The organism is Novosphingobium ginsenosidimutans (assembly GCF_007954425.1).
Classification (GTDB): domain Bacteria; phylum Pseudomonadota; class Alphaproteobacteria; order Sphingomonadales; family Sphingomonadaceae; genus Novosphingobium; species Novosphingobium ginsenosidimutans.
On the sequence record NZ_CP042345.1, the window covers coordinates 1,882,581 to 1,905,308 of the forward strand.

At 66.2% G+C, this 22,728-nt stretch carries 29 protein-coding genes; 10 read left to right on the plus strand and 19 right to left on the minus strand.

Annotation, left to right across the window (positions count from 1 at the left end; translation table 11 throughout):
• Positions 1-7: 7 nt before the first annotated feature.
• From FRF71_RS09370 to FRF71_RS09415, 10 genes are read right to left on the minus strand one after another with little or no spacing between them, the layout of a single operon-like run.
• Entirely contained in the window at positions 8-868 is an 861-nt protein-coding gene (locus FRF71_RS09370) for a FliM/FliN family flagellar motor switch protein (RefSeq protein WP_147090408.1), read from the minus strand.
• Positions 868-1,458, minus strand: a complete 591-nt coding sequence (locus FRF71_RS09375) for a flagellar basal body-associated FliL family protein (RefSeq protein WP_147090409.1) — start codon at positions 1,456-1,458, stop codon at positions 868-870. Before FRF71_RS09375 ends, FRF71_RS09370 begins: the two co-directional genes overlap by 1 nt.
• 30 nt (positions 1,459-1,488) lie before the next feature.
• Positions 1,489-2,616, minus strand: a complete 1,128-nt coding sequence (locus FRF71_RS09380) for a hypothetical protein (protein ID WP_147090410.1) — start codon at positions 2,614-2,616, stop codon at positions 1,489-1,491.
• A 30-nt stretch (positions 2,617-2,646) separates the two neighbouring features.
• Entirely contained in the window at positions 2,647-3,075 is a 429-nt protein-coding gene (locus tag FRF71_RS09385) for a hypothetical protein (protein WP_147090411.1), read from the minus strand.
• Entirely contained in the window at positions 3,065-4,393 is a 1,329-nt protein-coding gene (locus tag FRF71_RS09390; RefSeq protein ID WP_147090412.1) for a FliI/YscN family ATPase, read from the minus strand. The genes FRF71_RS09385 and FRF71_RS09390 overlap by 11 nt, the downstream gene beginning before the upstream one ends.
• The gene (locus tag FRF71_RS09395) at positions 4,387-4,953 is read right to left on the minus strand and encodes a FliH/SctL family protein (protein ID WP_147090413.1); all 567 of its coding nucleotides are present in this window, start codon (positions 4,951-4,953) and stop codon (positions 4,387-4,389) included. Before FRF71_RS09395 ends, FRF71_RS09390 begins: the two co-directional genes overlap by 7 nt.
• Positions 4,946-5,959, minus strand: a complete 1,014-nt coding sequence (locus FRF71_RS09400) for a flagellar motor switch protein FliG (RefSeq protein ID WP_147090414.1) — start codon at positions 5,957-5,959, stop codon at positions 4,946-4,948. Before FRF71_RS09400 ends, FRF71_RS09395 begins: the two co-directional genes overlap by 8 nt.
• On the minus strand, positions 5,959-7,545 hold the full coding sequence (fliF, locus tag FRF71_RS09405; RefSeq protein WP_147090415.1) for a flagellar basal-body MS-ring/collar protein FliF: 1,587 nt from the start codon (positions 7,543-7,545) through the stop codon (positions 5,959-5,961). Before fliF ends, FRF71_RS09400 begins: the two co-directional genes overlap by 1 nt.
• Before the next feature lie 3 nt (positions 7,546-7,548).
• Positions 7,549-7,908 carry a flagellar hook-basal body complex protein FliE gene (gene fliE / locus FRF71_RS09410; protein WP_147090416.1) on the minus strand — a complete coding sequence of 120 codons (360 nt, stop codon included), beginning with the start codon at positions 7,906-7,908 and terminating at the stop codon, positions 7,549-7,551.
• Positions 7,905-9,152, minus strand: a complete 1,248-nt coding sequence (locus FRF71_RS09415; RefSeq protein ID WP_147090417.1) for a sigma-54 interaction domain-containing protein — start codon at positions 9,150-9,152, stop codon at positions 7,905-7,907. The genes fliE and FRF71_RS09415 overlap by 4 nt, the downstream gene beginning before the upstream one ends.
• A gap of 213 nt (positions 9,153-9,365) precedes the next feature.
• Here FRF71_RS09415 and FRF71_RS09420 point away from each other — a divergent pair, with 213 nt between their 5' ends.
• From FRF71_RS09420 to FRF71_RS09430, 3 genes are all read left to right on the plus strand, one after another.
• The gene (locus FRF71_RS09420) at positions 9,366-10,193 is read left to right on the plus strand and encodes a flagellin N-terminal helical domain-containing protein (RefSeq protein WP_147090418.1); all 828 of its coding nucleotides are present in this window, start codon (positions 9,366-9,368) and stop codon (positions 10,191-10,193) included.
• 91 nt (positions 10,194-10,284) lie between these two features.
• Positions 10,285-11,463, plus strand: a complete 1,179-nt coding sequence (locus tag FRF71_RS09425; protein WP_147090419.1) for an amino acid aminotransferase — start codon at positions 10,285-10,287, stop codon at positions 11,461-11,463.
• Positions 11,463-11,996, plus strand: a complete 534-nt coding sequence (locus FRF71_RS09430; RefSeq protein WP_147090420.1) for a GNAT family N-acetyltransferase — start codon at positions 11,463-11,465, stop codon at positions 11,994-11,996. Before FRF71_RS09425 ends, FRF71_RS09430 begins: the two co-directional genes overlap by 1 nt.
• On the opposite strand, the gene FRF71_RS09435 is transcribed toward FRF71_RS09430, so the two are convergent.
• The 7 genes from FRF71_RS09435 to FRF71_RS09465 are packed head-to-tail and all read right to left on the minus strand — an operon-like array spanning position 11,986 to position 16,359.
• Positions 11,986-12,603 (minus strand): riboflavin synthase, encoded by a 618-nt coding sequence (locus FRF71_RS09435; RefSeq protein ID WP_147090421.1) that lies wholly within the window; start codon positions 12,601-12,603, stop codon positions 11,986-11,988. The genes FRF71_RS09430 and FRF71_RS09435 overlap by 11 nt on opposite strands.
• Positions 12,603-13,562: a bifunctional diaminohydroxyphosphoribosylaminopyrimidine deaminase/5-amino-6-(5-phosphoribosylamino)uracil reductase RibD gene (gene ribD / locus FRF71_RS09440; protein ID WP_147090422.1), complete on the minus strand. Its 960-nt coding sequence runs from the start codon at positions 13,560-13,562 to the stop codon at positions 12,603-12,605. The genes FRF71_RS09435 and ribD overlap by 1 nt, the downstream gene beginning before the upstream one ends.
• Positions 13,552-14,001 carry a hypothetical protein gene (locus tag FRF71_RS09445; protein WP_147090423.1) on the minus strand — a complete coding sequence of 150 codons (450 nt, stop codon included), beginning with the start codon at positions 13,999-14,001 and terminating at the stop codon, positions 13,552-13,554. Before FRF71_RS09445 ends, ribD begins: the two co-directional genes overlap by 11 nt.
• A 39-nt stretch (positions 14,002-14,040) precedes the next feature.
• Positions 14,041-14,529, minus strand: coding sequence for a DUF4402 domain-containing protein (locus tag FRF71_RS09450; RefSeq protein WP_161597929.1), 489 nt, complete (start codon positions 14,527-14,529; stop codon positions 14,041-14,043).
• A 54-nt stretch (positions 14,530-14,583) separates the two neighbouring features.
• Positions 14,584-15,309 carry a M48 family metallopeptidase gene (locus FRF71_RS09455; protein ID WP_147090425.1) on the minus strand — a complete coding sequence of 242 codons (726 nt, stop codon included), beginning with the start codon at positions 15,307-15,309 and terminating at the stop codon, positions 14,584-14,586.
• Positions 15,302-15,760, minus strand: coding sequence for a YcgN family cysteine cluster protein (locus FRF71_RS09460; RefSeq protein ID WP_147090426.1), 459 nt, complete (start codon positions 15,758-15,760; stop codon positions 15,302-15,304). Before FRF71_RS09460 ends, FRF71_RS09455 begins: the two co-directional genes overlap by 8 nt.
• Positions 15,757-16,359, minus strand: a complete 603-nt coding sequence (locus FRF71_RS09465) for an SCO family protein (protein WP_238339162.1) — start codon at positions 16,357-16,359, stop codon at positions 15,757-15,759. Before FRF71_RS09465 ends, FRF71_RS09460 begins: the two co-directional genes overlap by 4 nt.
• 81 nt (positions 16,360-16,440) lie before the next feature.
• Here FRF71_RS09465 and FRF71_RS09470 point away from each other — a divergent pair, with 81 nt between their 5' ends.
• From FRF71_RS09470 to ssb, 5 genes are all read left to right on the plus strand, one after another.
• Complete coding sequence (locus FRF71_RS09470; RefSeq protein ID WP_238339164.1) at positions 16,441-17,037, plus strand: ankyrin repeat domain-containing protein; 597 nt, start codon at positions 16,441-16,443, stop codon at positions 17,035-17,037.
• Positions 17,038-17,041: 4 nt separating this feature from the next.
• On the plus strand, positions 17,042-17,698 hold the full coding sequence (locus FRF71_RS09475) for a COQ9 family protein (protein ID WP_147090428.1): 657 nt from the start codon (positions 17,042-17,044) through the stop codon (positions 17,696-17,698).
• A gap of 67 nt (positions 17,699-17,765) precedes the next feature.
• Positions 17,766-18,005, plus strand: a complete 240-nt coding sequence (locus tag FRF71_RS09480; protein WP_147090429.1) for a FeoA family protein — start codon at positions 17,766-17,768, stop codon at positions 18,003-18,005.
• Position 18,006: 1 nt separating this feature from the next.
• Entirely contained in the window at positions 18,007-19,848 is a 1,842-nt protein-coding gene (feoB, locus tag FRF71_RS09485; protein WP_147090430.1) for a ferrous iron transporter B, read from the plus strand.
• A 14-nt stretch (positions 19,849-19,862) separates the two neighbouring features.
• Positions 19,863-20,387, plus strand: a complete 525-nt coding sequence (gene ssb / locus FRF71_RS09490) for a single-stranded DNA-binding protein (protein WP_147090431.1) — start codon at positions 19,863-19,865, stop codon at positions 20,385-20,387.
• Between the two features lie 2 nt (positions 20,388-20,389).
• Here the strand turns inward: ssb and FRF71_RS09495 are convergent, their stop codons facing one another.
• Together FRF71_RS09495 and FRF71_RS09500 are read right to left on the minus strand one after the other, a co-directional pair.
• The gene (locus FRF71_RS09495) at positions 20,390-20,899 is read right to left on the minus strand and encodes a YceD family protein (RefSeq protein ID WP_147090432.1); all 510 of its coding nucleotides are present in this window, start codon (positions 20,897-20,899) and stop codon (positions 20,390-20,392) included.
• Positions 20,896-21,402 carry a ubiquinol-cytochrome C chaperone family protein gene (locus FRF71_RS09500; protein WP_147090433.1) on the minus strand — a complete coding sequence of 169 codons (507 nt, stop codon included), beginning with the start codon at positions 21,400-21,402 and terminating at the stop codon, positions 20,896-20,898. Before FRF71_RS09500 ends, FRF71_RS09495 begins: the two co-directional genes overlap by 4 nt.
• Positions 21,403-21,582: 180 nt before the next feature.
• On the opposite strand from FRF71_RS09500, the gene FRF71_RS09505 reads away from it, so the two are divergent.
• Both FRF71_RS09505 and hslV read left to right on the plus strand, forming a co-directional pair.
• On the plus strand, positions 21,583-22,062 hold the full coding sequence (locus tag FRF71_RS09505) for an outer membrane protein assembly factor BamE (protein WP_147090434.1): 480 nt from the start codon (positions 21,583-21,585) through the stop codon (positions 22,060-22,062).
• Between the two features lie 47 nt (positions 22,063-22,109).
• Positions 22,110-22,667 (plus strand): ATP-dependent protease subunit HslV, encoded by a 558-nt coding sequence (gene hslV / locus FRF71_RS09510; protein ID WP_147090435.1) that lies wholly within the window; start codon positions 22,110-22,112, stop codon positions 22,665-22,667.
• The last annotated feature ends 61 nt before the right edge of the window (positions 22,668-22,728 follow it).

Sequence of the window (22,728 nt, forward strand, 5' to 3'; positions counted from 1 at the left end):
GTTCCTGTCAGGCAATCTGGGTGAGTTTCAGGGCAACGCGGTCATCCTGGTGACCGACCGTTCCGCGCGCGATCACCTTGCCGCCGGCGGCCAGGGGCACGGCGCGTGCGACCGCGACCGGCAGGACCATGCCCGGCTCAAGCGTGGCGGCCACAGCCAGCGGCAGTCGCATGTCGACCAGCGTGGCGCTAAGCGGCAGCGGCACTTCGGAAAAGGGTGCCGCGGCCGGATCGGCCGCTCCGGCTGGCTTGCGCCGGGTGCGGCCTGCGGTGCCAAGCCAGCCCGCCAGCGCTGCAACCGGCAGGGCAAGCGTGAGCGGCCAAGTTTCACCGCCGGGTTCGCCAACGCTCAGGGTCAAGACGGCGGCCTCTTCGGTGCTCGCGGGGAGGGCTGTGGCGCGCTTGGCGCTGTGGTATACGGCCAGGGCATCCGCGGCGCAGGGCAGGGCTTCGGCCAGCGCGGCGCAGGCCAGCGCCTCGATCCGCTGGGCCAGCATCAGTGCCGAGGCCGGCAGCTTTTCGGGCAGCGGGTGCGGCACCGCGCCATTGCCGCCAAAAGTGCGGTCGACGATCCGCAGCAATGCTGGTCCGTCGATCACGAGATGCAGCAGGCCGGGGCAGCCTTCACGGGCGATCAGCGCATGGGCTGCGAGCGAAGTCGGCAGGCGCTCGGCCAGGCTTGCTGCGATCTGCGGATCCTTGCCGCCCAGCAGCGGCGCCAGTCGCGGCGCAAGGGCTTCAGCCAGAGTTGGGCCCAACGCGGCCCAGCGGGCGCGCAGTTCAGCCAGACCAGGGCCGCGCGCGGTCAGTTCGGGGCAGTGCTGCGCGGCGCGACCGGCGGCGACAAAGCGGTGATGGGGCTGGCTCATCACTGCACCAGGAACGATTTGAAGTAGACCGCGTCGACTCCGCCGAAGCCTTCGGTCTGGGTCAGCACCTTGTTGATGGCGCCGGTCAGCCGGGTCTGCAGCTTCTGCTTGCCTTCTGGCGTATAGACGTCTTCCTCGGGCGTATCGGCCAGCACCACCAGGATCTCGCTGCGGATCGCGAGTTCATGCTTCTTGAGCCACATCAGCACGCGGCCATCACGGCGGGTCGAGCAAGCCAGGTTGATCTGTACCAGTGCGGCCGAGTTCTTGAGGTTCGAAGTGAAGTCCTCGGTGAAGCTGTAATAGCTGGTGCGATACTCGCTGCCGCCTTCGCCTTCGATGTCGGCCGGCGCATCGCCTTCCTTGCCCTCGGTCTTGGGCGCATAGGGGTCTTCCTCGCCCTTGCGGACCAACTTGGGCTCGTTGACTTCCTTCTTTGCAGACTCGTGACTGCCGCCAATCATGCCCGCCTGAACCATGGCAAAGGTACCGCCGCCGCCGGCACCGATCAGCACCACGGCACCAATCAGCTTGACCAGCAAGCCTTTGCCCTTCTTCTTTTCCGGCGGAGTCTCGGTCTTCTCACTCATGGTCAGATCCTGTATTTAAGCTGCTTGAATTCAGGCGAAAATGCCGCCATCGCGCTCACCGCTTTCGGTGCTGCGCGGGCGAGGGTTGGCGGCAACGAAGCGGTCATTCGGTTCGCGCCCGGCAGCCTGCTGGCCATGCTGCTGCTGGCCGGCGGAGCTTTCCGGCTGCGATCCGGACTGGCCCTGCTGGCGCCCTTGCGCCGCGGCGCTGTCGCTGCTCGATTGTACCGGCGGGACAGCAGCCTGGACGGCGCGGGCGAAATCCGGATCGGCACTGGCAAGCGAGACCGAGAGCCCGTTGGTGTCGCTGTTGAAGCGCAGCTCAACCTGGCCGAAATCGGCATGGGCCAGGGCCAGCGTGGCGGCATGCGGCTGGGTGTTTTCGCGCGCCGCGACCAGCCGGTCGATCATTTGCGCAAAATCATGCCCGGCGGCCATGGCTGTCGGCGCGGTTGCTGGAGCGTTGGCTGACGCGGCGGCCGGGATCGAAACGAACGGCAGCTGCTGGGCCGGGGTGGCTGTCGCAGCGGCGGTAAGCGGGAGTTCTGGCGCGGCAATCGTGCCCTTGTCCGGTTCCGCCTCGGCCAGCAGCCGGAGCGTTGCAGCGACCCGCGGCGGCGGCGCCTGACGCGGGCCATCGCGCAGCAGGGTAACCGGTGGCAGCTCAGCAGCGGCAACCTGCGGGGCTTGCGGAAGGGTTGGCGCAGCGGACTGCGCCGGCCCCTTGGCCGTCTTGCCCGGCGCAAGGCGCGGCAGCGGCTGGTCCGGATCCACGTTCAGCGGGTTGAGCACCGGCGATTGGGCCGGCGGCAGTGGCCGGTCGAGTGCGGGCTGGAGCGGCGCAGCAGGGCCTGCGGCGGCAATCGGCAAGGGCAGCAGGGCCAGGATCGGTATCGCGGTCTCGGTCTCGCTGGCCGGCTCTGCCGTATCCGGCAAATCCTTGCCGCTTTCCGGCAATTTGCCGTCTGCCGGAACTGCCGCTGCCGGATCGAGCGCTACTTCGAGCAGGCTTTCGAGCGGCACTGGCCGGACGGCTGCGGTTTCGGCAAGAATTGCGTTGAAATCCCCGTTTTCTGCGGTCTGCGCGCCATTCGGCAAAGGCGTTTCGATGGGTGTTGCACCGGTCATCAACGTTGGCAGGGCGGCAGTTGGCAGCATTTGTCCGGATCCTCTCGCGGGTTCGCAGACTTACTCTTCAAGTCCCGTGCCAAGTGCCTTGCGCGGGGCGAGAGCGGGCGTCTGGCCGCGCTGCGCCAGGGTCCGAGCCTCGCTTGCAACACGCTGCTCAACGGCAGCGCGGCTGCGTTCGGCGCGGGCAAGGTCCTGCTGGCGCTGATCGGCAAGACTGCGGGCCGTGACGGCATCCCGGGTGGTCGCGGTGCCGATCGCGGTGATCCCTTCGACAAAGCCGGTCAGCCGCTGGAGATCCGCGCCCGTCTGGCAATCACGGCGAGCGCGGTAGTCTTCAGCGATCCGTGCGGTGCGCTCGGCCAGAGCATTGAGTTGAGCAAGGTGCCCCTCTGCCTCCGCGGCGGCGCGCAGGGCATCCTGCTTGGCCAGTGCGCGCACCCGCTCTAGCCGGGTCAGCCGGCGCAGCCTTGCCGCCTCAGGCCGCATCGCTGAGCAGTTCGGCTAAAGCCGCCTGGCTTGCCTCCAGGGTTACCCTGCTGCGTGCGGGCTGGGCAAGGAAGGCGACCAGTTGCTCGTGCATGGCAATTGCCCGATCAAGCTGCGCATCAGCTCCGGGGCGATAGGCGCCCATCAGAACCAAGTCGCGGTTTGCCTCGTAACTTGCAGTCAGTGCGCGAAATTGTCGCGCCAGCTCGAGGTGCCGGGATGGCGCGATATCGGCCATGACGCGGCTCAGCGAAGCGGCGATGTCGATCGCCGGATACTGCCCGCGCTGGGCCAGGTCACGACTGAGCACGATATGGCCATCGAGGATTGCGCGGGCTGTATCGACCACCGGATCGTCCTGCGAGTCCCCGTCTGCCAGCACTGTATAGAGCCCCGTGATCGAGCCGCCCGAGGCGGCGGAATTGCCGGCTCGCTCGACCAGCTTGGTGATCGTCGCCAAGGCCGAGGGCGGATAGCCCCGCGCCGCGCCTGGCTCGCCGAGCAGCAAGGCGATCTCGCGTCCTGCATGGGCAACCCGGGTCAAGCTGTCCATGATGAGGAGCACTTGTCGACCCTGGGCCCGGAAGTGTTCGGCGAGGCTCGTCGCGAGCATTGCGCCGCGCAGCCGCAGGTTGGGGGCGTGATCCGCCGGCACAGCGACGACGGCGGTGCGGGCGCGCCTGTTGCCCTGCATGTGTCGTTCGACAAAATCCGATACCTCGCGGGCGCGCTCGCCAATCAGGCCGACGATTATGATCTCCGCCTCGGCACCGGTCGCGATCATGTCGAGCAGGACCGATTTGCCGACGCCAGAGCCGGCCATGATCCCGATCCGCTGGCCGACCCCAAACGTGGTCAGTGCGTTGAGTGCGCGTACGCCAGTATCGAACGGCTCACGCACCGGACTGCGATCAAGCGCGCCGGCACGTTTGCCGCCTGCGGGCCAGAGCGCGCGGGCATGGAGCGGCGGACCGCCATCGATCGGCTGGCCCGAGCCATCGACTGCGCGTCCCAGGTAAGACTCACCCACCGGAATCATCCCGGGCTGGCCGCGCGTTCGCACGCGCGCACCAGGGCGCAGCATGACCGTGTCACCCAGTAGCATCAGCAGCGAGCGGCCGTTGCGAAAACCGATCACTTCTGCGGTCAGCGGCGCAAAGCCGTGCGACACTTCGCACAGCGCGCCAACCGGGGCATTCAAGCCGCTGACTTCCAGCAGTCCGCCGTCACAGGCGGTGACAAGACCATAGCGGGTAGGCGCCAGATCGAGCGGCGCTTCGGCCAGTTCGTCCAGCAGGCTGGCACAGGTGTTCAGCATGCGCCCAGCGCTTCGGCCAGCGCGCGGCGCCATTGCAGCGGACCATCCTCAACCCCGCCAGCCTGGCCTTCCAGCCGCAGATTGCCGCGTTCCAGCGCCGGATCGGGCTCTGTCGCCAGACCCGGCGGCAGGCGCTCGGCAATCAGTTTTAGATCATCAGGGTGCAACCGCAGCACGGCGGCATCGTCGGCCCGGGCCAGCATGGCGGCGGCGCGGGCGGCACGTTCGGCGAGCAGGTCGGGGTCGATCGCCAGCGGGGCCAGCGCGGCATCGCACAGCGCGGTGACGGTTTCGACCAGCCGCTGGCGCAAGGCCTCTTGCTGGGCGCTATCGAGCCGGGCGAGGGCCAGTTCGATCTGGGAGCGGGCAGCGGCTTCTTCGGCACGGCGCAGCTCGGCTTCGGCCTGGGCTTCGGCAATCCCGGCGGCATGGCCATCGGCCCAGGCTTCGGCGACCGGGTCAGCTGATTGGTCGCGCAGTCGCGGCGGGGCCAGGCTGAACCGCGGATCGCTGGAAAAACCCGAGCCGCCCGCCAGCGCCGCGAAGGGCAGGCTAGACATATTCGTCGTCCCCGCCGCCCGCCCCGAACTGGATTACACCATCGGCAGCCAGACGCCGCGCGGCGGCCACGACTGCGCGCTGCGCTTCCTGCACTTCGGCCAGCTTGAGCCGGCCGCGTGCAGCGATTTCGTCGCGCACACCATCGGCAGCGCGGCTCGACATGGCGCGGAAGAACACCTCGCGCTGCGGTTCCTCGACGCCCTTCAAGGCATCGATCAGCACTTCGCTCTCCACTTCGCGCAGCAGCGCACCCATCGCCTGCGGATCGAGCACGAACAGATGCTCGAACTTGAACATCTCGCCCTCGATCGTCCGGGCCAGCGCCTTGTCGATCCGGGTCAGCTCCGGCATGATCCGCTTCTCGGCCGCCTTGCCGGCATTGTTGATGATGTCGGCCGCCTCGCGCGGGCCGCCCATGGTCAGCGCTGCCGGGCCATGGCTGGCGGAGATCCGCGCCTGGAGCAGACTGTCGAGCAGCTGGATCGCTTCGGCCGAGACCGGGCCCATCGATGCGACCCGGTGCATGACCTGCGGCTGGATCCCCGGCGGCAGCGCACGCAGCACCTCGGCCGCAACTTCCGGTTCCAGTTGCAGCAGCAACACGGCGATCGCTTGGGGATGTTCGTGTTCGACCAGCGGGATCAACGCATCGGCGTTAAGCCAGCGAGCCAACTCGATCGCCGGCCCTGCGGTATCGCCCTCTGGCATGATCCGCTGCATCAGGTTTTCCGCCTTGGCCGGGCCAACCGCTTCACTCAGCAAGCTGCGCACACGCCACGGGCGGTCCTCACTGCCGATCCCAGGACGGTCGGCCTGGCTAACGAAGCCGGCAATCGAGTCCCGGATCAGGTCGGGCCCGATGTCGCCCAGCGCGCACATCTTTTCGCCCAGCACCTGCAATTCCTGCGGATCGAGCCGGCCCAGGATTGACGCGGCCTTGCCCTCGTCAAGCAGCATGACCAATACGGCGGCGCGTTCGGCATCGGACAGGGTTGCGGCGGTCATCACTGGCCTCCGACAGCGGGCTTGAGCATCCGCCGCAGCGCGACGATGGTTTCCTCGGGCTTTTCATCGACGAGCCGCTGGGCCAATTCGACCTGCTTGCCGAGCAGCGCCTGATCGGCACCGTTGGTTTCAGCGTCGGGCCGGGGCGGCGCAAGCCCAGGCATTGAGCGCGCCTCGTTATCGCCTTCAGCGCTGCCTCCTGGCTGGCGCTTCAGCGCGCCCAGGACCGGCCGGATCACCAGGAACAGCACCAGCAGCACGGCGATCAATCCCAGCCCGCTGCGCAACGCCAGTGGGAACCACGGCGCTTCGTAGAAGGCCGGGGCAATGTCGGCTGGCGGCTCGAATGGCCGGGCGACCACGGCAATCTGGTCCCCGCGGGCCGGATCGGCTCCAACTGCGGCGCTAACCAGGGACTTGATCGCCTCTATGTCGGTTGGCCGGCCTTGCTTCTTCATCGCTTCCTGGCTGATCGCTACGGCTACAGAGAGCCGCTTGACCTTGCCCGGTGCGGCATTGCTGACCGCCACTTCGCGGCCCAGCTCATAGGTCCGGCTTGCGCTCGATTCGGTTGAGGGCGACGAGCCGGCGATGGCACCCGGCACGGTTGGCTGCGGTGCGCCTGGCTGAAGCGTGGTGGCCGGGGGTGGAGTGTTGGCAAGCACGCCGGGCACTCCGCCTGTTGTAGCTGTGCTACCCTGGGTCTGGGCCTGTGTTTCGGAACGGACCACGCCCTGCTTGTCATAGCTTTCGCGGGCCGAGGTAACCTCGTCCATGTCGAGCTCGATCTGGATCTCGCTCGAGAACTGGCCGGGGCCAAGGATCGGGGTAAGAAGCTGGTCCAGCTGTCCGCGCAGCTTGGTTTCCAGCCGGCTTTGCAATTCCAGCCGGTCGTTTTCCTTGCCAGTTTCGCGATCGGACAGAAGCCGGCCGGTCTGATCGACCACCCGCACAGAATCGGGGCTCATCCCGGGGGCCGAGGCCGCGACCAGGTTGACGATCGCGGCGACCTGGCTGGCGGCCAGCGTCCGCCCGCGCGCCATGCGGACCATGACCGAAGCGCTGGGCGGGGCATCGTCGCGGACGAAGACCGATTTGTTGCCCTCGGCCAGGTGGACGCGGACGCTTTCGACGCCGTCGATCTCCTTGATTGTCAGCATCAACTCGTGTTCGCGCGCGCTGCGCAGCCGCTCGCCTTCCAGTGTGCGGCTGGCGCCCATCGGCAGGTTGTCGAGCGAAGCTGCCGTATCCGGTACGGCGAGCGCGCCATCGGCGGCCACTGCCATCCGAGCACGATAGAGCTGGTCTTCCGGCACTGTCAGCGCGCCGGTCGAATTGTCGATCGAATAAGCGATCCCTGCGCCATCAAGAGCAGTCACCACCCCAGCGCGCTGAGCATCGTCGAGTTGGGCATAAAGCTGGCGTTGCGGCGGGGCCGAAACGATAGCCCAGGCGAGCGCAGCCACGCCCAAAGCCCCGGCTCCGACGAACCAGGGCACCGCACGGCGCAGTGCTGGCTGGGCGGCCAGGCCGCGCAGCCGCTCAAGCGAAGCGTTCGGGACGGTCGCGGGAACCAGATCAGCCATTTATCAGACCCCCATCCGCATGATTTCGGAATAGGCCGAGAGCAGGCGATTGCGCACCTGCAAGGTCGCTTCAAAGGCGATCCCGGCTTCCTGGCGGGCCAGCATGACCTTGGCGATATCGGTCACTTCGCCCTTTTCGTAAGCTTCGGTCAGGGTCGAGGACTTGTTCTGGACCTCGCTGACCTGCTGGAGCGCGCCTTGCAGTGCCTGACCAAACCCGCCCGCCGGTGTGGCGGGGGTCTCGGTCGGGGCCGCCGGTGCCTGCAACTGCTGGAGCAGTTGTGAGCGGTCGACGATCTGCTGACGCAGCGCCAGGATTTGCGCAACGCTGCCTGCGTTGCCGATACTGCCGATGCCGCTCATCGCCGGCCTCCTGCCACGGCCAGACCGGCGTCACGGAAGGCCGCCAGGCGATAGCGCAGGGTCCGCTCGGAAATGCCAAGTTCGCGGGCAGCGGCAAGGCGGTTGCCGCCGACGGCGCTCAGCACTTCCATAATGGCTTCGGCTTCAGACTGCTGCACCACCGCAGAAAGCCGGCGGGGCTGGTCCTGAACCAGCACTGGGGCCGAGGCCAGCCGTGCCGGCTGATCGAACAGGATCTGCCCCGGACCGATCTCTTCGGCACCATCCGCCAGCAACAGTGCGCGGCGGACAACGTTTTCCAGCTCGCGGACATTGCCCGGCCAGGCGTGGAGCTTAAGCTTTGCCAGCGCCGCTTCGCTGAGCCAGGGCAGTGTGCGACCCTGCGGCGCGTGGCGCAGCACCATCGCGAAGGCCAGCGGGGCGATGTCTTCGGGCCGCTCGCGCAAGGGGCGCAGCGCCAAGGGGAAGACGTTGAGGCGGTAGAACAGGTCTTCACGGAACCGGCCGGCAGCAACTTCGCTGGGCAGGTCGCGGTTGGCGGCGGCGATGATCCGCACGTCGACCTTGATGGGCCGGGTGGCACCGATCGGCACGACCTCGCCTTCCTGCAGCGCGCGCAGCAGCTTGGCCTGGAGTGAAAGGGGCATTTCGGCGATTTCGTCGAGCAGTAGGGTGCCGCCGTCCGCCGCCCGGAAGAAGCCCTCGCTGGCCTGGGTGGCGCCGGTGAAGGCGCCCTTCTGGTGGCCAAACAGCAGAGCTTCGAGCATGGCTTCGGGCATGGCCGCGCAGTTGACCGCAACGAACGGCCCTTCGCGGCGGTGGCTATGTTCATGGATGAAGCGGCTCAGCACTTCCTTGCCAGTGCCGGTCGGCCCGGCGATCAGCACGGGGATTTCGCTGGCGGCCAGCCGCTCAGCCAGGGCCAGAACCGAAAGGCTCTCCGGATCGGCTGCAATCGGCGCACCCGGTGCAGTCAGCGCGGCCAGGGCAGCAGCCAGACTCGCCTCGCCCGAGGGATCGCGATAGGTCAGGTGAAAGCGTCCGCGCCCGTCGAGCCGGCGCAGCTGTGGCTGGCCAGCGCGTTCAAGCGTCAATGTCGGAGCCGGACCGATCGGTGCCGGATCCTGATCGGTGCGCAGGATCCGGGCATGCCCATGTCCGCTTGCCCCCAGCAAGGCCTCAAGCCGCTGGGCCAGGGCAACATGCTGCCGCTTCACCGTATCGCTAATGGCCAAAGCCGTCATTTGCGGTAACCCCCGAGTTAACCATTCCTTCGCGAGCATTCATGCGCGATTCCAAGGAAACGGGTGGCAAATGGAGACATCCGGTTGGATACCTAGGTAGACTGCGCCGCATCGGGGTGTGCTTAAATTCCGGCGCGACCGGCCGCTCTAGTGGCTGGCAGCCGCACCGGATGGTCCGCTGGCGGTTTGCGAGACTATCTGGGAGTATCGACGATGAGTGTCATCAATACCAACATCAGCGCGATCAAGGCTGCCAATGCCTCGAACACCGCCAACAAGATGCTTGGCACCGCCATGGAGCGCCTGTCGACCGGCAAGCGCATCGGCAGCGCCAAGGACGACGCCGCTGGCCTCGCCATCGCCACCAGCATGACCGCTCAGGTCCGTGGCATGAACCAGGCTATCCGCAACTCGAACGACGGCATTGCGCTGGCGCAGACCGCTGAAGGCGCGCTGAGCGAAGTGACCAACATGCTGCAGCGCGTCCGCGAACTGGCCGTGCAGTCGGCCTCGGGCACTTACAAGGACGCCACCGACCGCGCCTATATGCAGTCGGAAGTCGATGAGCTGACCTCGCAGATCGATCAGGTCATCACCAACAGCAAGTTCAACGGCGTCAACCTGTTCGACGGCAGCACCGCAACGGTCACGATCCAGACCGGTGCTGACACCGCTGACACTGTTGACCTCACCATGACCGACCTGACCACGCTGGCCGCCAGCGGCGGTGCAGCCGGCTCCTACGACGTGTCGACCGCAACGGCTGCCAATGGCCTGCTGGCGACGATCGATGGCGAACTGGACTCGATCAACTCTGCTCGCGCTAGCCTTGGTGCCGGCCAGAACCGTCTGGAATCGGTGGTCAACAACCTGACCAGCAACTCGACCAACCTGGCCGATGCCCGTTCGCGGATCGAAGATGCTGACTATTCGGCCGAAACGACCGCGATGGCCAAGGCCCAGATCCTCTCGCAGGCTTCGACCGCGATGATCGCTCAGGCCAACCAGAGCCAGCAGAACGTCCTTTCGCTGCTGCGCTAAGCCTTCAGGCAATGGGGGAGGGGGCCGCGTCTTCTGGCGCGGCCCCTTTCGCTTGCCCCGCGCAAAAGTGAGGGTTAAGGGCCGCCGCATCATGCTTAGCACCCTGACCCCCCAGCCCGCCGATGCCCTGCTTGCGCTAATCAAGCTCTACGCTGCCGATCCGCGCGCCGACAAAATCGATCTTGGCGTGGGCGTATATCGTACCGGCCAGGGCGATACCCCGGTGTTCGGGGCTATCAAGGCGGCGGAGCAGAGGCTGGTCGATACCCAGGAATCGAAGAGCTACCTTGGTCCCGAAGGCGACATGGGCTTTGTCCACGCGCTGATGCCCTATGTCTTCGGCACCGCAAACCCGACGATGGATGGCCGGATCGAGGGGATGCAGACCCCGGGCGGCACTGGCGGTGTCCGGCTTGCCGTTGCCCTTGCCAAGCGTTCGGGGGCGCCCAAGATCTGGATGGGGACACCCAGCTGGCCGAACCACGCCCAGATCTTTGCCGACATCGGGCTGGAGCTGAAGACCTTTACCCACGCCACGGCCGACGGCGTGGTCGATATGGACGCGCTGCGCGCCGCGATCGCCGCGGCTGACGCCGGCGACGCTATCCTGCTCCACGGCTGCTGCCACAACCCCAGCGGCATCGATTACAGCGAAGCCCAGTGGGACGAGATCGCCGGACTGGTCGCTGAAGCCCAGCTGCTGCCGGTGCTGGACCTTGCCTATCAGGGGCTGGGCCAGGGGATGGAAGCTGATGCCTATGGCCTGCGGCGCGTACTCGCGGCCGTGCCGGAAGCGCTCATTGCCTATTCGTGCGACAAGAACTTCGGGATGTACCGCGACCGTGTTGGTGCGGTCTATGCGATGGTCGCCGATCCGGCGCAGCTGGGCGCGGTGCTCTCGCACGGTTATGCCCTGGCCCGCGCGGCCTGGTCGATGCCGCCCGATCATGGTGCGGCCGCCGTCCGCCTGATCCTGGAAGACCCCGCGCTGGTCAAGCTGTGGCTCGACGAGCTTGACACCATGCGCACCCGCATGCGCCAGGTTCGTGCGCGCCTGGCTGAAGCCGGCATGGCTGGTCGCGTCAACATGGTTCCGCTCGGCTCGCAGAACGGCTTGTTCTCGATGTTGCCGCTGTCGGGCGAGCAGATCCTGAAGCTGCGCGAAGACCACGCCATCTACATGGCGGGTTCGGGCCGGATCAACGTGGCTGGCCTGACCATGGGCAATATCGACAAGTTCATCGCTGCGGTCGCAGCCGTATCGGCCTGATGGACCGCCGGCCGGTCCTCGAGGGGGAGCGGCTGCTGCTTCGCCCGCTTACGCTCGATGACTGGGACGCGCTATTCGCCGTCGCCAGCGATCCGGAGGTCTGGGCGATCCATCCGCAGCATGACCGCTGGCAGGAACCGGTCTTCCGCCGCTTCTTTGCCGATGCCCTGGGTCGGGGCGGGGCGCTGGTCGTCATCGACAAGGCTACCGGCGCGGTGGTCGGCTCTTCGCAGTACAAGGAAGAAGCCGGCGGCGTGGTCGAGATCGGCTGGACCTTCCTCGCCACCAGCCACTGGGGCGGCAGCTATAACCGCGAGATGAAGCGGCTGATGCTGGTCCACGCGCTGCAGTTCGTCGAGCGGGTTGAGTTCCGCGTTGGCGAATGCAACCTGCGCTCGCAGCGGGCGATGGAGAAGATCGGCGGACGGCTGACCGAGCGCTTCGACATGGTCGAAACCCCCAGCGGCCCGATGCGCCACGTGATCTACGAAATCACCCGCGAAAGCTTCGCGAGCGGACCGCTTAACCCCTGAGGGCCTGCATCCGCTGGAGGTAACGCGCCAGCACATCGATCTCCAGATTCACGGCATCCCCGGCTTTCAGCCCGCCGAGCGTCGTGACCTCGGCCGTGTGCGGGATAATGTTGAGCATGAAGCGGCAGGTGCCGTCCGCCTCGTCCGCCACTTCGTTGACCGTGAGCGAAACGCCATCGACGGTAATCGAGCCTTTCGGCGCTACATAGGGGGCCAGTTCCATGGGCGTCATGATCCAGAACTGGATCGAGCCGCCGGTGTCTTCACGGCTGACGACGCGGCCCACGGCATCGACGTGGCCCGTCACGATATGGCCGCCCAGTTCGTCGCCCAGCTTGAGCGCCTGTTCGAGGTTGAGCTTGCGTCCGGCGGTCCACTGGTCCTGCGCCGTGCGGCTGACCGTTTCGCCCGAAACATCGACGGCGAACCAGGCGTCCCCGGCTTCCCCGCCGCGCTCGACCACAGTCAGGCAGACGCCCGAGCAGGCGATCGAGGCGCCGATCGCGATCCCGGCCGGATCATAGGGGCAGGCGATGACAATCCGCAGGTCACCCTGCTGGCGAACTTCGCGGATCGAGCCGACGGCGGTGATAATTCCGGTAAACATCACCTGCGCTCGTAGACATCGAGGCGGTCGTTGCCAAGCGGGCGACTGTCGATCAGCTGCCAGCTGTCTGATCCGGCGAGGACGTCGGCCGCTAGTTCCGGCAACGCTGCGCCATCGCCGCCGACAGTTTGCGGGGCGCGGTAGAGCATCATCCGGTCCACCAGCCCGGCCGCCAGAAAGGCGCGCGCCGTCTGCGCGCCACCTTCGACCATCAGATATTGCGCCGGCGACAGCATGGCGATGTCCTGCGGCGAGGGCAGGGCGTGCCAGCCTTCGGGAGCGGTCCCACGGGTCAGCAACCAGCGCTGCGGACTGCGGTCGGCCAATCCCGGCAAGCGAACGTCCAGGCGCGGATTGTCTGCCGCAAGGGTCCCACGACCAACCAGAATCGCGTCCATCTTCGCGCGCCAGGCGTGGGTATGGGCGCGGGCAATCTCGCCAGTCAGCCATTGGCCCTGCGGCGGGGCGAAGCGGCAATCGGCGGACAGTGCCAGTTTGAGCGTCACTTCCGGCCGGCCATGGGCACAGCGCGTGAGAAAGCCGGACAGGCTGGCGCGGCAGGCCGGGTGGTCGATCAGCTCGACGGGCGTACCGGCTGCCGTGATCCGGGCGATCCCGGCTCCGGCGGTGCGCGGATCGGGATCGTGGCAGCCAACGACTACGCGGGAAAGGCCGGCTGCTGCGACCAGGTCGGCACAAGCGGGACCGCGCTCGCTATGGTGGGCACAGGGTTCGAGGGTGACGTAAAGCGTTGCCCCCTGGGCGGCTTGACCTGCTGCCGCCAAGGCGACCGCTTCGGCATGGGGGCGGCCACCGGCTTGGGTCCAACCGCGTCCTACGATCCTGCCATCTCTGACGAGAATCGCCCCGACCGCCGGATTGGGCCTGCTCAGCGGCCGTCCCCGCGCTGCGAGGGCAGCAGCGGCGGCAAGCCAGCGATGGTCGGTATCAGCGCTCAACCGGAGCCTTCGCCGGTTCGACCAGTGCCTCGGCTTTGGCCTTGGCTTCCGCTTCGGCCTTGGCACGTTCGGCTGCGGCTTCGGCGGCGATCTTGTCAACGTCCATGCCGGATACCTTGCCAAGCGTCTTCCAGACGTCCTGACCGATCTTCTGCTGCTCGGCGATCAGCTTGGCTTCCTCATCCTTGCGGCGCTGGTTTTCCGTGATGAAGGCCTGTGTTTCCGCATCGGTGCGGTCGGCTCGCCACGAGCTGATATAGATGATCTCCGGCCGCGCGCGCGGCTTCTTCCAGCTTTCCTGGGCCATGATCGAAAAGATGCCGATCGTGACGGCAGCAGAAGCCAGGCCAATCCGCCAGCGGTTGCTGCCGGCTTCGCGAAAGACGGTGCGGAAATCGGCGATCGCCCCGGCCGGATTGACGTTGCGCAGAAAGTTCATGGCACAAAGATAGGGCCTCTGCGGCCCCAGCGCCAGCGGTCAGTTGTATTCGACCGTGATCGGGATCCGCCCGCGATAGTTGCCACCGTGCCCGCTGCGCAGGACGAGCCGCGCGCCGAAGCTAAAGGTCAGCTCGCCATTGGCATCGAGCGTCGGGCGACTGGGCAGGTCGGTGGTAAAGGTGGTCAGCTCGGCTGACCCGCCATCGGGCGCGGTCATCGGTACCGACTGCGGCAGGTCGATCCGTACCTCCTTCAGCGGCTCCCCCGTGATGTGGCCGCGTCCGGTCACGGCCATGCCGCCAAGGTTCATGACCGAACCCCCGGTGCGCTTGGAGCCGCTCGCGGCGTCAACCTCGGCGCTGCCGCCGTCGCGTCCGGTCAGGGCCAGCTTGGCGAAGTTGAGGTCGGCAAAGATTTCCAGGTTCAGCGGCCGCTCGCCGGGCTTGCCGCTGTCGCTGTAGCACAGCCGGCAATCGCTCTGCGCCGCAGCGGGAGCTGCCAGTACCAGCGCCAGGATCGTGAGCATGGGTCGCACCATGCGGCGCTTGTCCGCCAAACATGGTTAAGATGAGGTTACGGGTTACCCGAACTGGGCATAGAGGCTGCGGCCCTCGCGCTTTAGCCAGCGGTTGGCGGAGGCGATATCGCCTTCGAACAGCGCTTCCAGATGGGCATGGAAGGCCGGCGAGTGATCGAAATGGGTGAGGTGGGCCACTTCATGCGCCACGACTGAGCGGCGGACCGCATCCGGTGCCATGACCAGTCGCCAGTTGATCCGGATCGTCCCGTCTGCTGCGCAGGAGCCCCAGCGGCGCTGCGCCCGGCTGAGCGAGAGCGGCGGCGCGCGGCGGCTATCGCGCAGGCAGTAATAGGCCAGGTCCTCGGCCAGTAGTCGCAGCGCTTCGCCCTCCAGCCACCGCTGCAGGCGGCGATTGATGGTATCGGCCGGCCCGCCAAGATGTATCGCGTCTTCGGCGAGGCGGACCTTGCGCGGCGCGGCCGGATCGTGGCTCAGCGCCAGGACCTGGCCGCGATAGGGTAAGGTGGATCCATGCGCCAGGTCAGGAGCCTGCGGCACCTTGGCCAGTTGCGCAGCCAACCAGTCTGCCTTGGAACGCGCAAACTCCAGGGCCTCGGCACTGCGTCCCCAGCGCGGCAGCGTGATGCGGACCTCGCTGCCATCGGGGGAGAGCCGCATGGTCATCCGCTTGGCCGCAGCATTACGCCGCACCGAGAGCGGTAGCAGCCGCCCACCGATCTCGACCTGCGGAACCTCGTCGGGACGGCGGCGCAGCCAATCAATCATCAGCCAGTTCCACGCCCGGAGGCAGGATGATGTGGTCCTCAAGCGGCCCGGCGAATTGTTCGCCGATGACCTTGCCCCGCACCGATACGCCGGCCGCATGCACCGCCTCGACATCGCCGCAGACCAAGTAATGCCAGTCGCGCAGCGGCTCGCCCTCGGCGCGTAGGCGATAGGCGCAGGTCTCTGGTAGCCACGACAAGGTCAGGGCCAGCTTGGGCGTCAGCTTGACGCAGTCCGGAACCTGGCGCTTGCGGCCCGGATAGTCGCAGCAGCGCGCGGTTTCGAGATCGAGCAGCTTGCAGGCGACATTGGTCATGTAGATCGCGCCGGTATCCTCGTCCTCAGCCTTGTGGACGCAGCATTGGCCGCAGCCATCGCACAGCGCCTCCCACTCGGCACGGTTGAGCGTCTCGATCGGGCGTTCCCAGAAGCGATCCCGCAGAGCGTTCATTGCACCGCTATGGCGAGGTCGGCAGCGACCGCATCCGGCCCCTTGTCGACCGGCAGGATCACGATCGGCTGGCCGTCCGGGTCCATCAGATAGGCAAAGCGGCTGTGGTCCATCAGGTAATTGCCCTTGCCCAGGTCCTTGCCCCGCGTGGCATAGACACGAAATGCCTTGGCGGCGGTATCGACCTCCGCCTGGGTACCGGTCAGGCCCAGCAGCTTGGGATGGAAGCTGTCGGTGAACTCCTTGACCACCTTCACCGTGTCGCGCTTCGGATCAATCGTCACGAACAGCGGCTGCATCTTGGCAGCCTTGTCGGCGTGTTCCTTCTCGAACTTCTGAAAGCCGCGCATCATCACCGCCACATCGGTCGGGCAGGCATCCGGGCAGAAGGCATAGCCGAAGTAGACCATCCGGTATTTGCCCTTGAAATCGTCCCAGGCATAGCGCTTGCCGTCCTCGCCAGTCAGTGTGAACGGCCCGCCAAACGGCGCACCCTTGATGTCCGTTCCGACCAGCTCGGCCGGTGGAGCAGCAGCGGGCTTCTGGCAGGCGCTGAGTGACAGGGCGATGAACAGTACAAAGGAGAGGGGCTTGATCATGGCGCGGCGGTTCATGCTCTGCTAAAGCGCGCCGCGCAAGACGGGCTTGGGGCGATTCCCGCCGCAGCAGGAGGATTTTGGGTGCGCAGGTTAATCATGTCGCTGGCAGCGCTGGCTACTATCTCGGCGGCCACACCGGCACTTGCTCAGTTTTCCGAGAGCTACAAGTTCCTCGAAGCCGTGCGGAAGAAGGACGGCGAAAAGGTTACCGAGGCGCTGGCAGATCCGGCTTCAACCGTGATCAACACCCGCGACGTTACCTCGGGCGAGACCGCCTTGCATATCGTCACCAATCGCCGCGACCTGACCTGGATGCAGTTCCTCATTTCCAAGGGCGCCAATGTGAACGCCCGCGACGCCAAGGGGGTGACCCCGCTGGTTTCGGCTGTGAACGCCAACTTCGTTGAAGGGGTTGAGCTGCTGGTCGGCAAAGGCGCGCGGCTCGATGAAAGCAACAATGCGGGCGAAACCCCGCTGATTACTGCGGTACACAACCGCAACATTGCGGTCATGCGGCTGCTGCTGAAGGCCGGGGCCAACCCGGACCGTGCCGACAATTCGGGCCGCACCGCCAAGGACTATGCCAAATTGGGCGGCGGCAACCTGTTGACCGAGATTGAGACCAACGCCAAGCCCAAGGCCGATGCCAAGGCAAAGTCTTATGGACCGAAGTTCTGATCCTATGAGCACCGAAGCCACCTCGCTCGAAGACCTGCGTCGCCAGCTGGCCCCGGCCATAGCCGATGCGGCCGTGTTTGACGGGTGGAGCGACGCGGCCGTAACCGCAGCCGCCGAGCAAGAAGACGTCGATCCGGCGGTCGCCGCCTTTGCCTTTTCCGGCGGGGCCATGGCGATGATCGCCGCCTGGATTGCAGCCTGCGATGAGGCCATGGCGAACGAGTGGCCGGCCGAAAAGCTGGCCCAGCTCAAGATCCGCGAACGGATCCGTACCCTTGTCCAGTTCCGGCTTGATTACGTTACGCCGCAACAGGAGGCGCTGGTTCGCGCGCTGGCGATCATGGCCATGCCGCAGAACGCACCGCAGGCGCTGAAGCTGGGCTGGAGCAGTGCTGACCTGATGTGGCGGCTCGCCGGCGATACGGCGACCGATTACAACCACTATACCAAGCGGACGATCCTGTCGGGCATCTACGCGGCCACGCTGGCCGTACTGGCCCACGATCGCAGCGAAGCGCAGGCCGACACCCGCGCCTTCCTCGAACGGCGAATCGATGGGGTGATGAAGTTCGAAAAGGCCAAGGCGCAGTTTTTGAACCGGGATTTCACCGGTTTCAGCCCGTCGCGGTTTCTAGGGCGGCTGCGTTATCCGGCGCGCTGATTTTTGATCCAGATCAACTATTGCGAATGACTTGCAATTGCGCTCCGGTTCTGGCAGCGCGCTTGGCATGACACTCGATTCCCTGCCGATTGGCCAGCGCGCCCGCATTGCCGCGGTCGATTGGGCTGTGCTGGCCGAGGAAGAGGGGCAGCGCTTGCGCGCCCTGGGGCTTGAAGCCGGGGCGAAGGTTGCCGTGGCACATCGCGGCATCTTCGGCGGTGCAGACCCTTTGGCGGTTACGATCGGGCGAATGACCGTGGCACTGCGCCGTGCCCATGCCCGCGCGATGCAGGTGGAGCTGGTCTGACATGCCCGAACTGCGCAGCGCCGCGCTGGTCGGCAATCCCAATGCGGGCAAAAGCGCGCTGTTCAATGCATTGACCGGCGCGCGCCAGAAAATCGCCAACTATCCCGGCGTTACGGTTGAGCGGAAGGCCGGGCGGTTGATTTTGCCGACAGGCGAGACAATCGAACTGACCGACCTGCCGGGCTCTTACGGCCTCGATGCCACCAGCCCGGATGAGGAAGTGACCCGCAAGGTAGTGTTGGGCGAACTGCCAGGCGAACCGGCACCGCAGGTGCTGGTCGTGGTGCTCGATGCCTCGAACCTGGAACAGCACCTGGTCTTCGCGCAGGAAGTGATTGCCCTTGGCCGACCGACGGTGGTCGCGCTTAACATGGTCGACCTCGCTGAGCGGGACGGTCTGGTGCTTGATCCCGCCGCGCTCGAATCCGCACTCGGTGTGCCGGTGATCCCGACTGTCGCGGTGCGTCGTCGCGGGCTGCCTGAACTCGCTGCCGCGATTGCTGCCGCCGAGGAGCGGTCTGCCGAACGGCCGCACCCGCACACGACGCTGACCGAACGCCGCGTTTCGGCCCAGGCGATTGCCGAGGCGGCGATCTTGTCCGAGACGGCGCAGCACCGGCTTCATGCGCGGCTGGACCAGTTCCTGCTCCACCCGTGGATCGGTCCGCTGGTGCTCTTCGGACTGCTGTTCGTAGTGTTCCAAGCGGTGTTCACCGGGGCAACCCCGTTCGCCGATGCCCTGGAAGGCGGCATAGCTGCTGTGGCCGACCAGGTTCGCGCTTCGGTGCCGCAGGGGATGGTGCGGGATTTCGTCACCGAGGGCGTACTGTCTGGCGTCGGCTCGGTCGTGGTGTTCCTGCCGCAGATCGTCATCCTGTTCTTCTTCATCCTGGCGATGGAGGCTTCGGGCTATATGGCCCGAGCCGCCTTCCTGATGGACCGGCTGATGGCCCGTGTCGGCCTTTCGGGCCGCAGTTTCATTCCGCTGCTCTCCAGCTTTGCCTGTGCCATTCCCGGGATCATGGCGACGCGCAGCATCGCCGATCCGCGCGACCGGCTGACCACGATCCTGATCGCCCCGCTGATGACCTGTTCGGCCCGTCTGCCGGTCTATGCGGTGATCATCGCCGCTTTCATTCCCAACCGCGCGGTCCTGCCTGGGGTGGGTTTGCAGGGCCTGGTGCTATTCGGGCTCTATGTTGTCGGGATTGTCGGCGCGATGGTTGTGGCGCTGGTGCTGCGCAGTTCGGTGACCAAAGGTGCCGCATCGGGCTTCATCATGGAACTGCCCAAGTATCAGCTCCCGCGCGCCAAGGACCTGCTGCTTGGCCTGTGGCAGCGCGCGTGGATCTTCCTGCGCCGGGCTGGCACGATCATCTTCACGGTCACGGTCGTTTTGTGGCTGCTGCTCAACTTCCCGCGCGCTGGGGAAGGGCAGAACCAGGTCGATGCCTCGATCGCCGGCAAGCTCGCCAATGGGCTGGCGGTGGTGGTCGAGCCGATCGGCTTCAATCGGGACATTGCCCTCTCGTTGATCCCGGCCATGGCCGCGCGCGAAGTGGCTGTGGCCTCGCTCGCTACCTCCTATGCCGTGGCGGCCGAGGACGAGGAACAGGCCGCGCTGGCGCTGGGTGAACAGCTGCGCACCAAGTGGAGCCTGCCGACCGCGCTGGCTTTCCTTGCCTGGTTCGTCTTTGCGCCGCAGTGCATGAGCACAATCGCCGTCGCCCGGCGTGAGACGAATGGGTGGAAATGGCCCCTGTTCATGTTGCTCTACCTGTTCTCCCTCGCCTACATCTTCGCCGGAATCACCTATTGGAGCGCCGTCGCGCTCGGGTTGTAGCGGAGCGAATTTCGATGGCAGGTAGCGTCAACAAGGTAATCTTGATCGGTAATCTGGGCCAGGATCCCGAGGTCAAGAGCTTCCAGAACGGCGGCCGGATCGCCAACCTGCGAATCGCCACCAGCGAAAACTGGAAGGACCGCGCCACCGGTGAGCGCAAGGAACGGACGGAGTGGCACAGCGTCGTGCTGCAGTCCGATGGCTTGGTCGGCGTGGCCGAAAAGTACCTGCGCAAGGGCAGCAAGGTCTACATCGAAGGCCAGCTGCGCACCCGCAAGTGGCAGGATGCCTCCGGCAATGATCGTTACACCACCGAGATTTCGGTCGGCATGAACGGCGTCCTAACAATGCTCGATGGTGCACCCGGCGGTGGCCAGGGTGGCGGAATGGGCGGCGGCCAGCGCTCCGGTGGCGGCGGGGACTGGGGCGGCGGCTCCGGTGGCGGTCAGCGCTCGGGCGGCAGCGACTTCGGTGGCGGAGCCGGCGGCGGCTCGCGCGGCGGCTTTGCCGACGACCTGGACGACGATATCCCGTTCTGAGTTCAGTCCGGCTTCTTCAGCGCGGCCAGCGCGGCAAAGGGACCAGACATGTCCTTGTCGAGGAGCCCGGCCTTGCGCCGGGCTTCTTCTGCGTTGGGCCCCACCGCATAGGGATCGATCGCGAGCGCCAGCGTCTGGGCAAGGGCCTCGCCCAAGTCGAACAGGCTGCCTTCGAATTCGATCTCGTCGAGTTCCTCGGCTTCTAGCTCGATCTCTTCATCGGGCGCCGAAGGGCCGCGCGCGGGGATGAAGTGGAGGTTGATCGGTTCGTTGATCGAAACGGGCAGGTCCTCGCCGCTGACCGCGCAGCTCTGCACGATTTCAGCCTGCAGCCGCCCCTTGGCGCTGGCGCCGGCCGCTTCGCGTTCAAGGTCGATCCGCGCGGTCATCTGGTCGATCCGGACCAGGCCAAAGCGTTGGGCGAGGGCGGCGCGTTCGGCTTCGCTTGCTGCCAGTTCGACCGCGCTGCCCGGCAGCAGGCGGGGGTCATAGGTGCGGCTGAATTCGCTCATGGTGCAATCTTCCCGGCCAGCAGCCCGGCCGCATCGCAGGTGTCCAACAGATCTGCCAGTGCCCGCACTTCCGCCGCCAACCCCGCCGCATCTCCGTTAAGCGTCACATTGCGCACCAGCGCGGCTTCCATCGGTTCCTCGCCGGCCAGCGCCCCGCGGAGCGCGTCCATCCGTCCGCCCAGCGCGCCCATCAGCTTGCTGACATGCTTGCCCACCACCATGTCACCCAGACCTGTTTCGCGCAGCTGGCCATCCATATCGGTCACGAACAGTTCGGTCAGCAAGATCGATTTGCTAACCAGCTCAGGCTCGCGCTCCATCCGCAGCAGGACGAGCGCCATGACCAGCGCCACGGCGTCGAACCGCCCTGGCACGGTATCGGCCACGCCCAGTTCCGAATACCAGCGCGGCGTGCGCGCGACGGAGACGATGGCGTGCCACAGCGGGCGGACTTCGGCGTGCTCGTCGACTGATTTACCGAACAGGCGGTCAAACAGACCCATGGATGCAATGTCCTTCAATCGTTCAGCGGCGATTAAAGCCGCTGTCCCCAAGCGCCTGCTTGCCGCCATTGCGCGGCGCGTCAAGGCGGCCTAAGGCTCAGGCGCGATAGTGCGGGTGCACGCTGCGGGCAATCGTCTTGCCCGATGTACCGGCAACTGGAACGACAGGAACGGCATACGATGCGAGCAGCAGTGATCAAGGCGGTGGTGGTTCTGGCGGCAGCGGGAACGCTGGGCGCCTGCAACTCGATCAAGGATCACCGCGGCTATCTGGTCGATCAGCCGCTGCTCGATTCGGTTCAGCCGGGGATCGACAACCGCCAGTCGGTGGAACGCACCCTTGGCCGCCCGACCTTCGAAAGCGCCTTTGGCCGCAAGGACTGGTACTACATCTCGTCCAACACCCGCCAGGCGGCGTTCACCCGGCCCAAGATCAATGATCAGCTGGTGCTGCGGATCAGCTTTGACGAGCGCGGCAATGTCGCCGGAATTGAGCGGTCGGGCATGGAAAAGGTCGTGTTCCTCGATCCCGACAGCGACAAGACCCCGACACTGGGTCGTGAGCGGACCTTCCTTGAGGATCTGTTCGGCAATATCGGCACGGTCGGGACCGGGGCTGGCGGCGCTGGCGGTGGTCCGGGCGGCCCGAACGGCAGCTAAGTTGCCGCCACGTTGAAACCGCCGCCGCAGGGCATATATCCTGCGGCATGAGCACTTCTGACAACAGCCACGGGCTGATCCCCTGGCACGGCACAACCATCATCGGCGTCAAGCTGGGCGGCAAGACCGTCATCGCCGGCGATGGCCAGGTCTCCATGGGCAACACCGTGATGAAGCCCAACGCGCGCAAGGTGCGGCGGATCGGTGATGGCTCGGTGATCGCCGGCTTCGCCGGTGCCACGGCCGATGCCTTCACCTTGTTTGAGCGGCTGGAAAAGAAGCTGGAACAGCATCGCGGGCAGCTGATGCGTGCCGCGGTCGAACTCGCCAAGGACTGGCGGACCGACAAGTACCTGCGCAACCTTGAGGCGCTGATGATCGTGGCCGACAAGGACGTGCTGCTGATCCTGACCGGCAATGGCGATGTGCTGGAGCCTGAACACGGCATCGCGGCGATCGGCTCGGGCGGGAACTATGCCCTTTCGGCTGCCAAGGCGCTGGTCGATTACGAACAGGACGCCGAAAAGATCGCGCGCCGGGCCATGGCCGTGGCGGCCGAGGTCTGCGTCTTCACCAATGACCGGGTGACCGTCGAAACTATCTAGTCCCCCTCCCGCTTGCGGGAGGGGTTAGGGGTGGGCCCTTTGCTGGCCTGCCCTCTGGCCC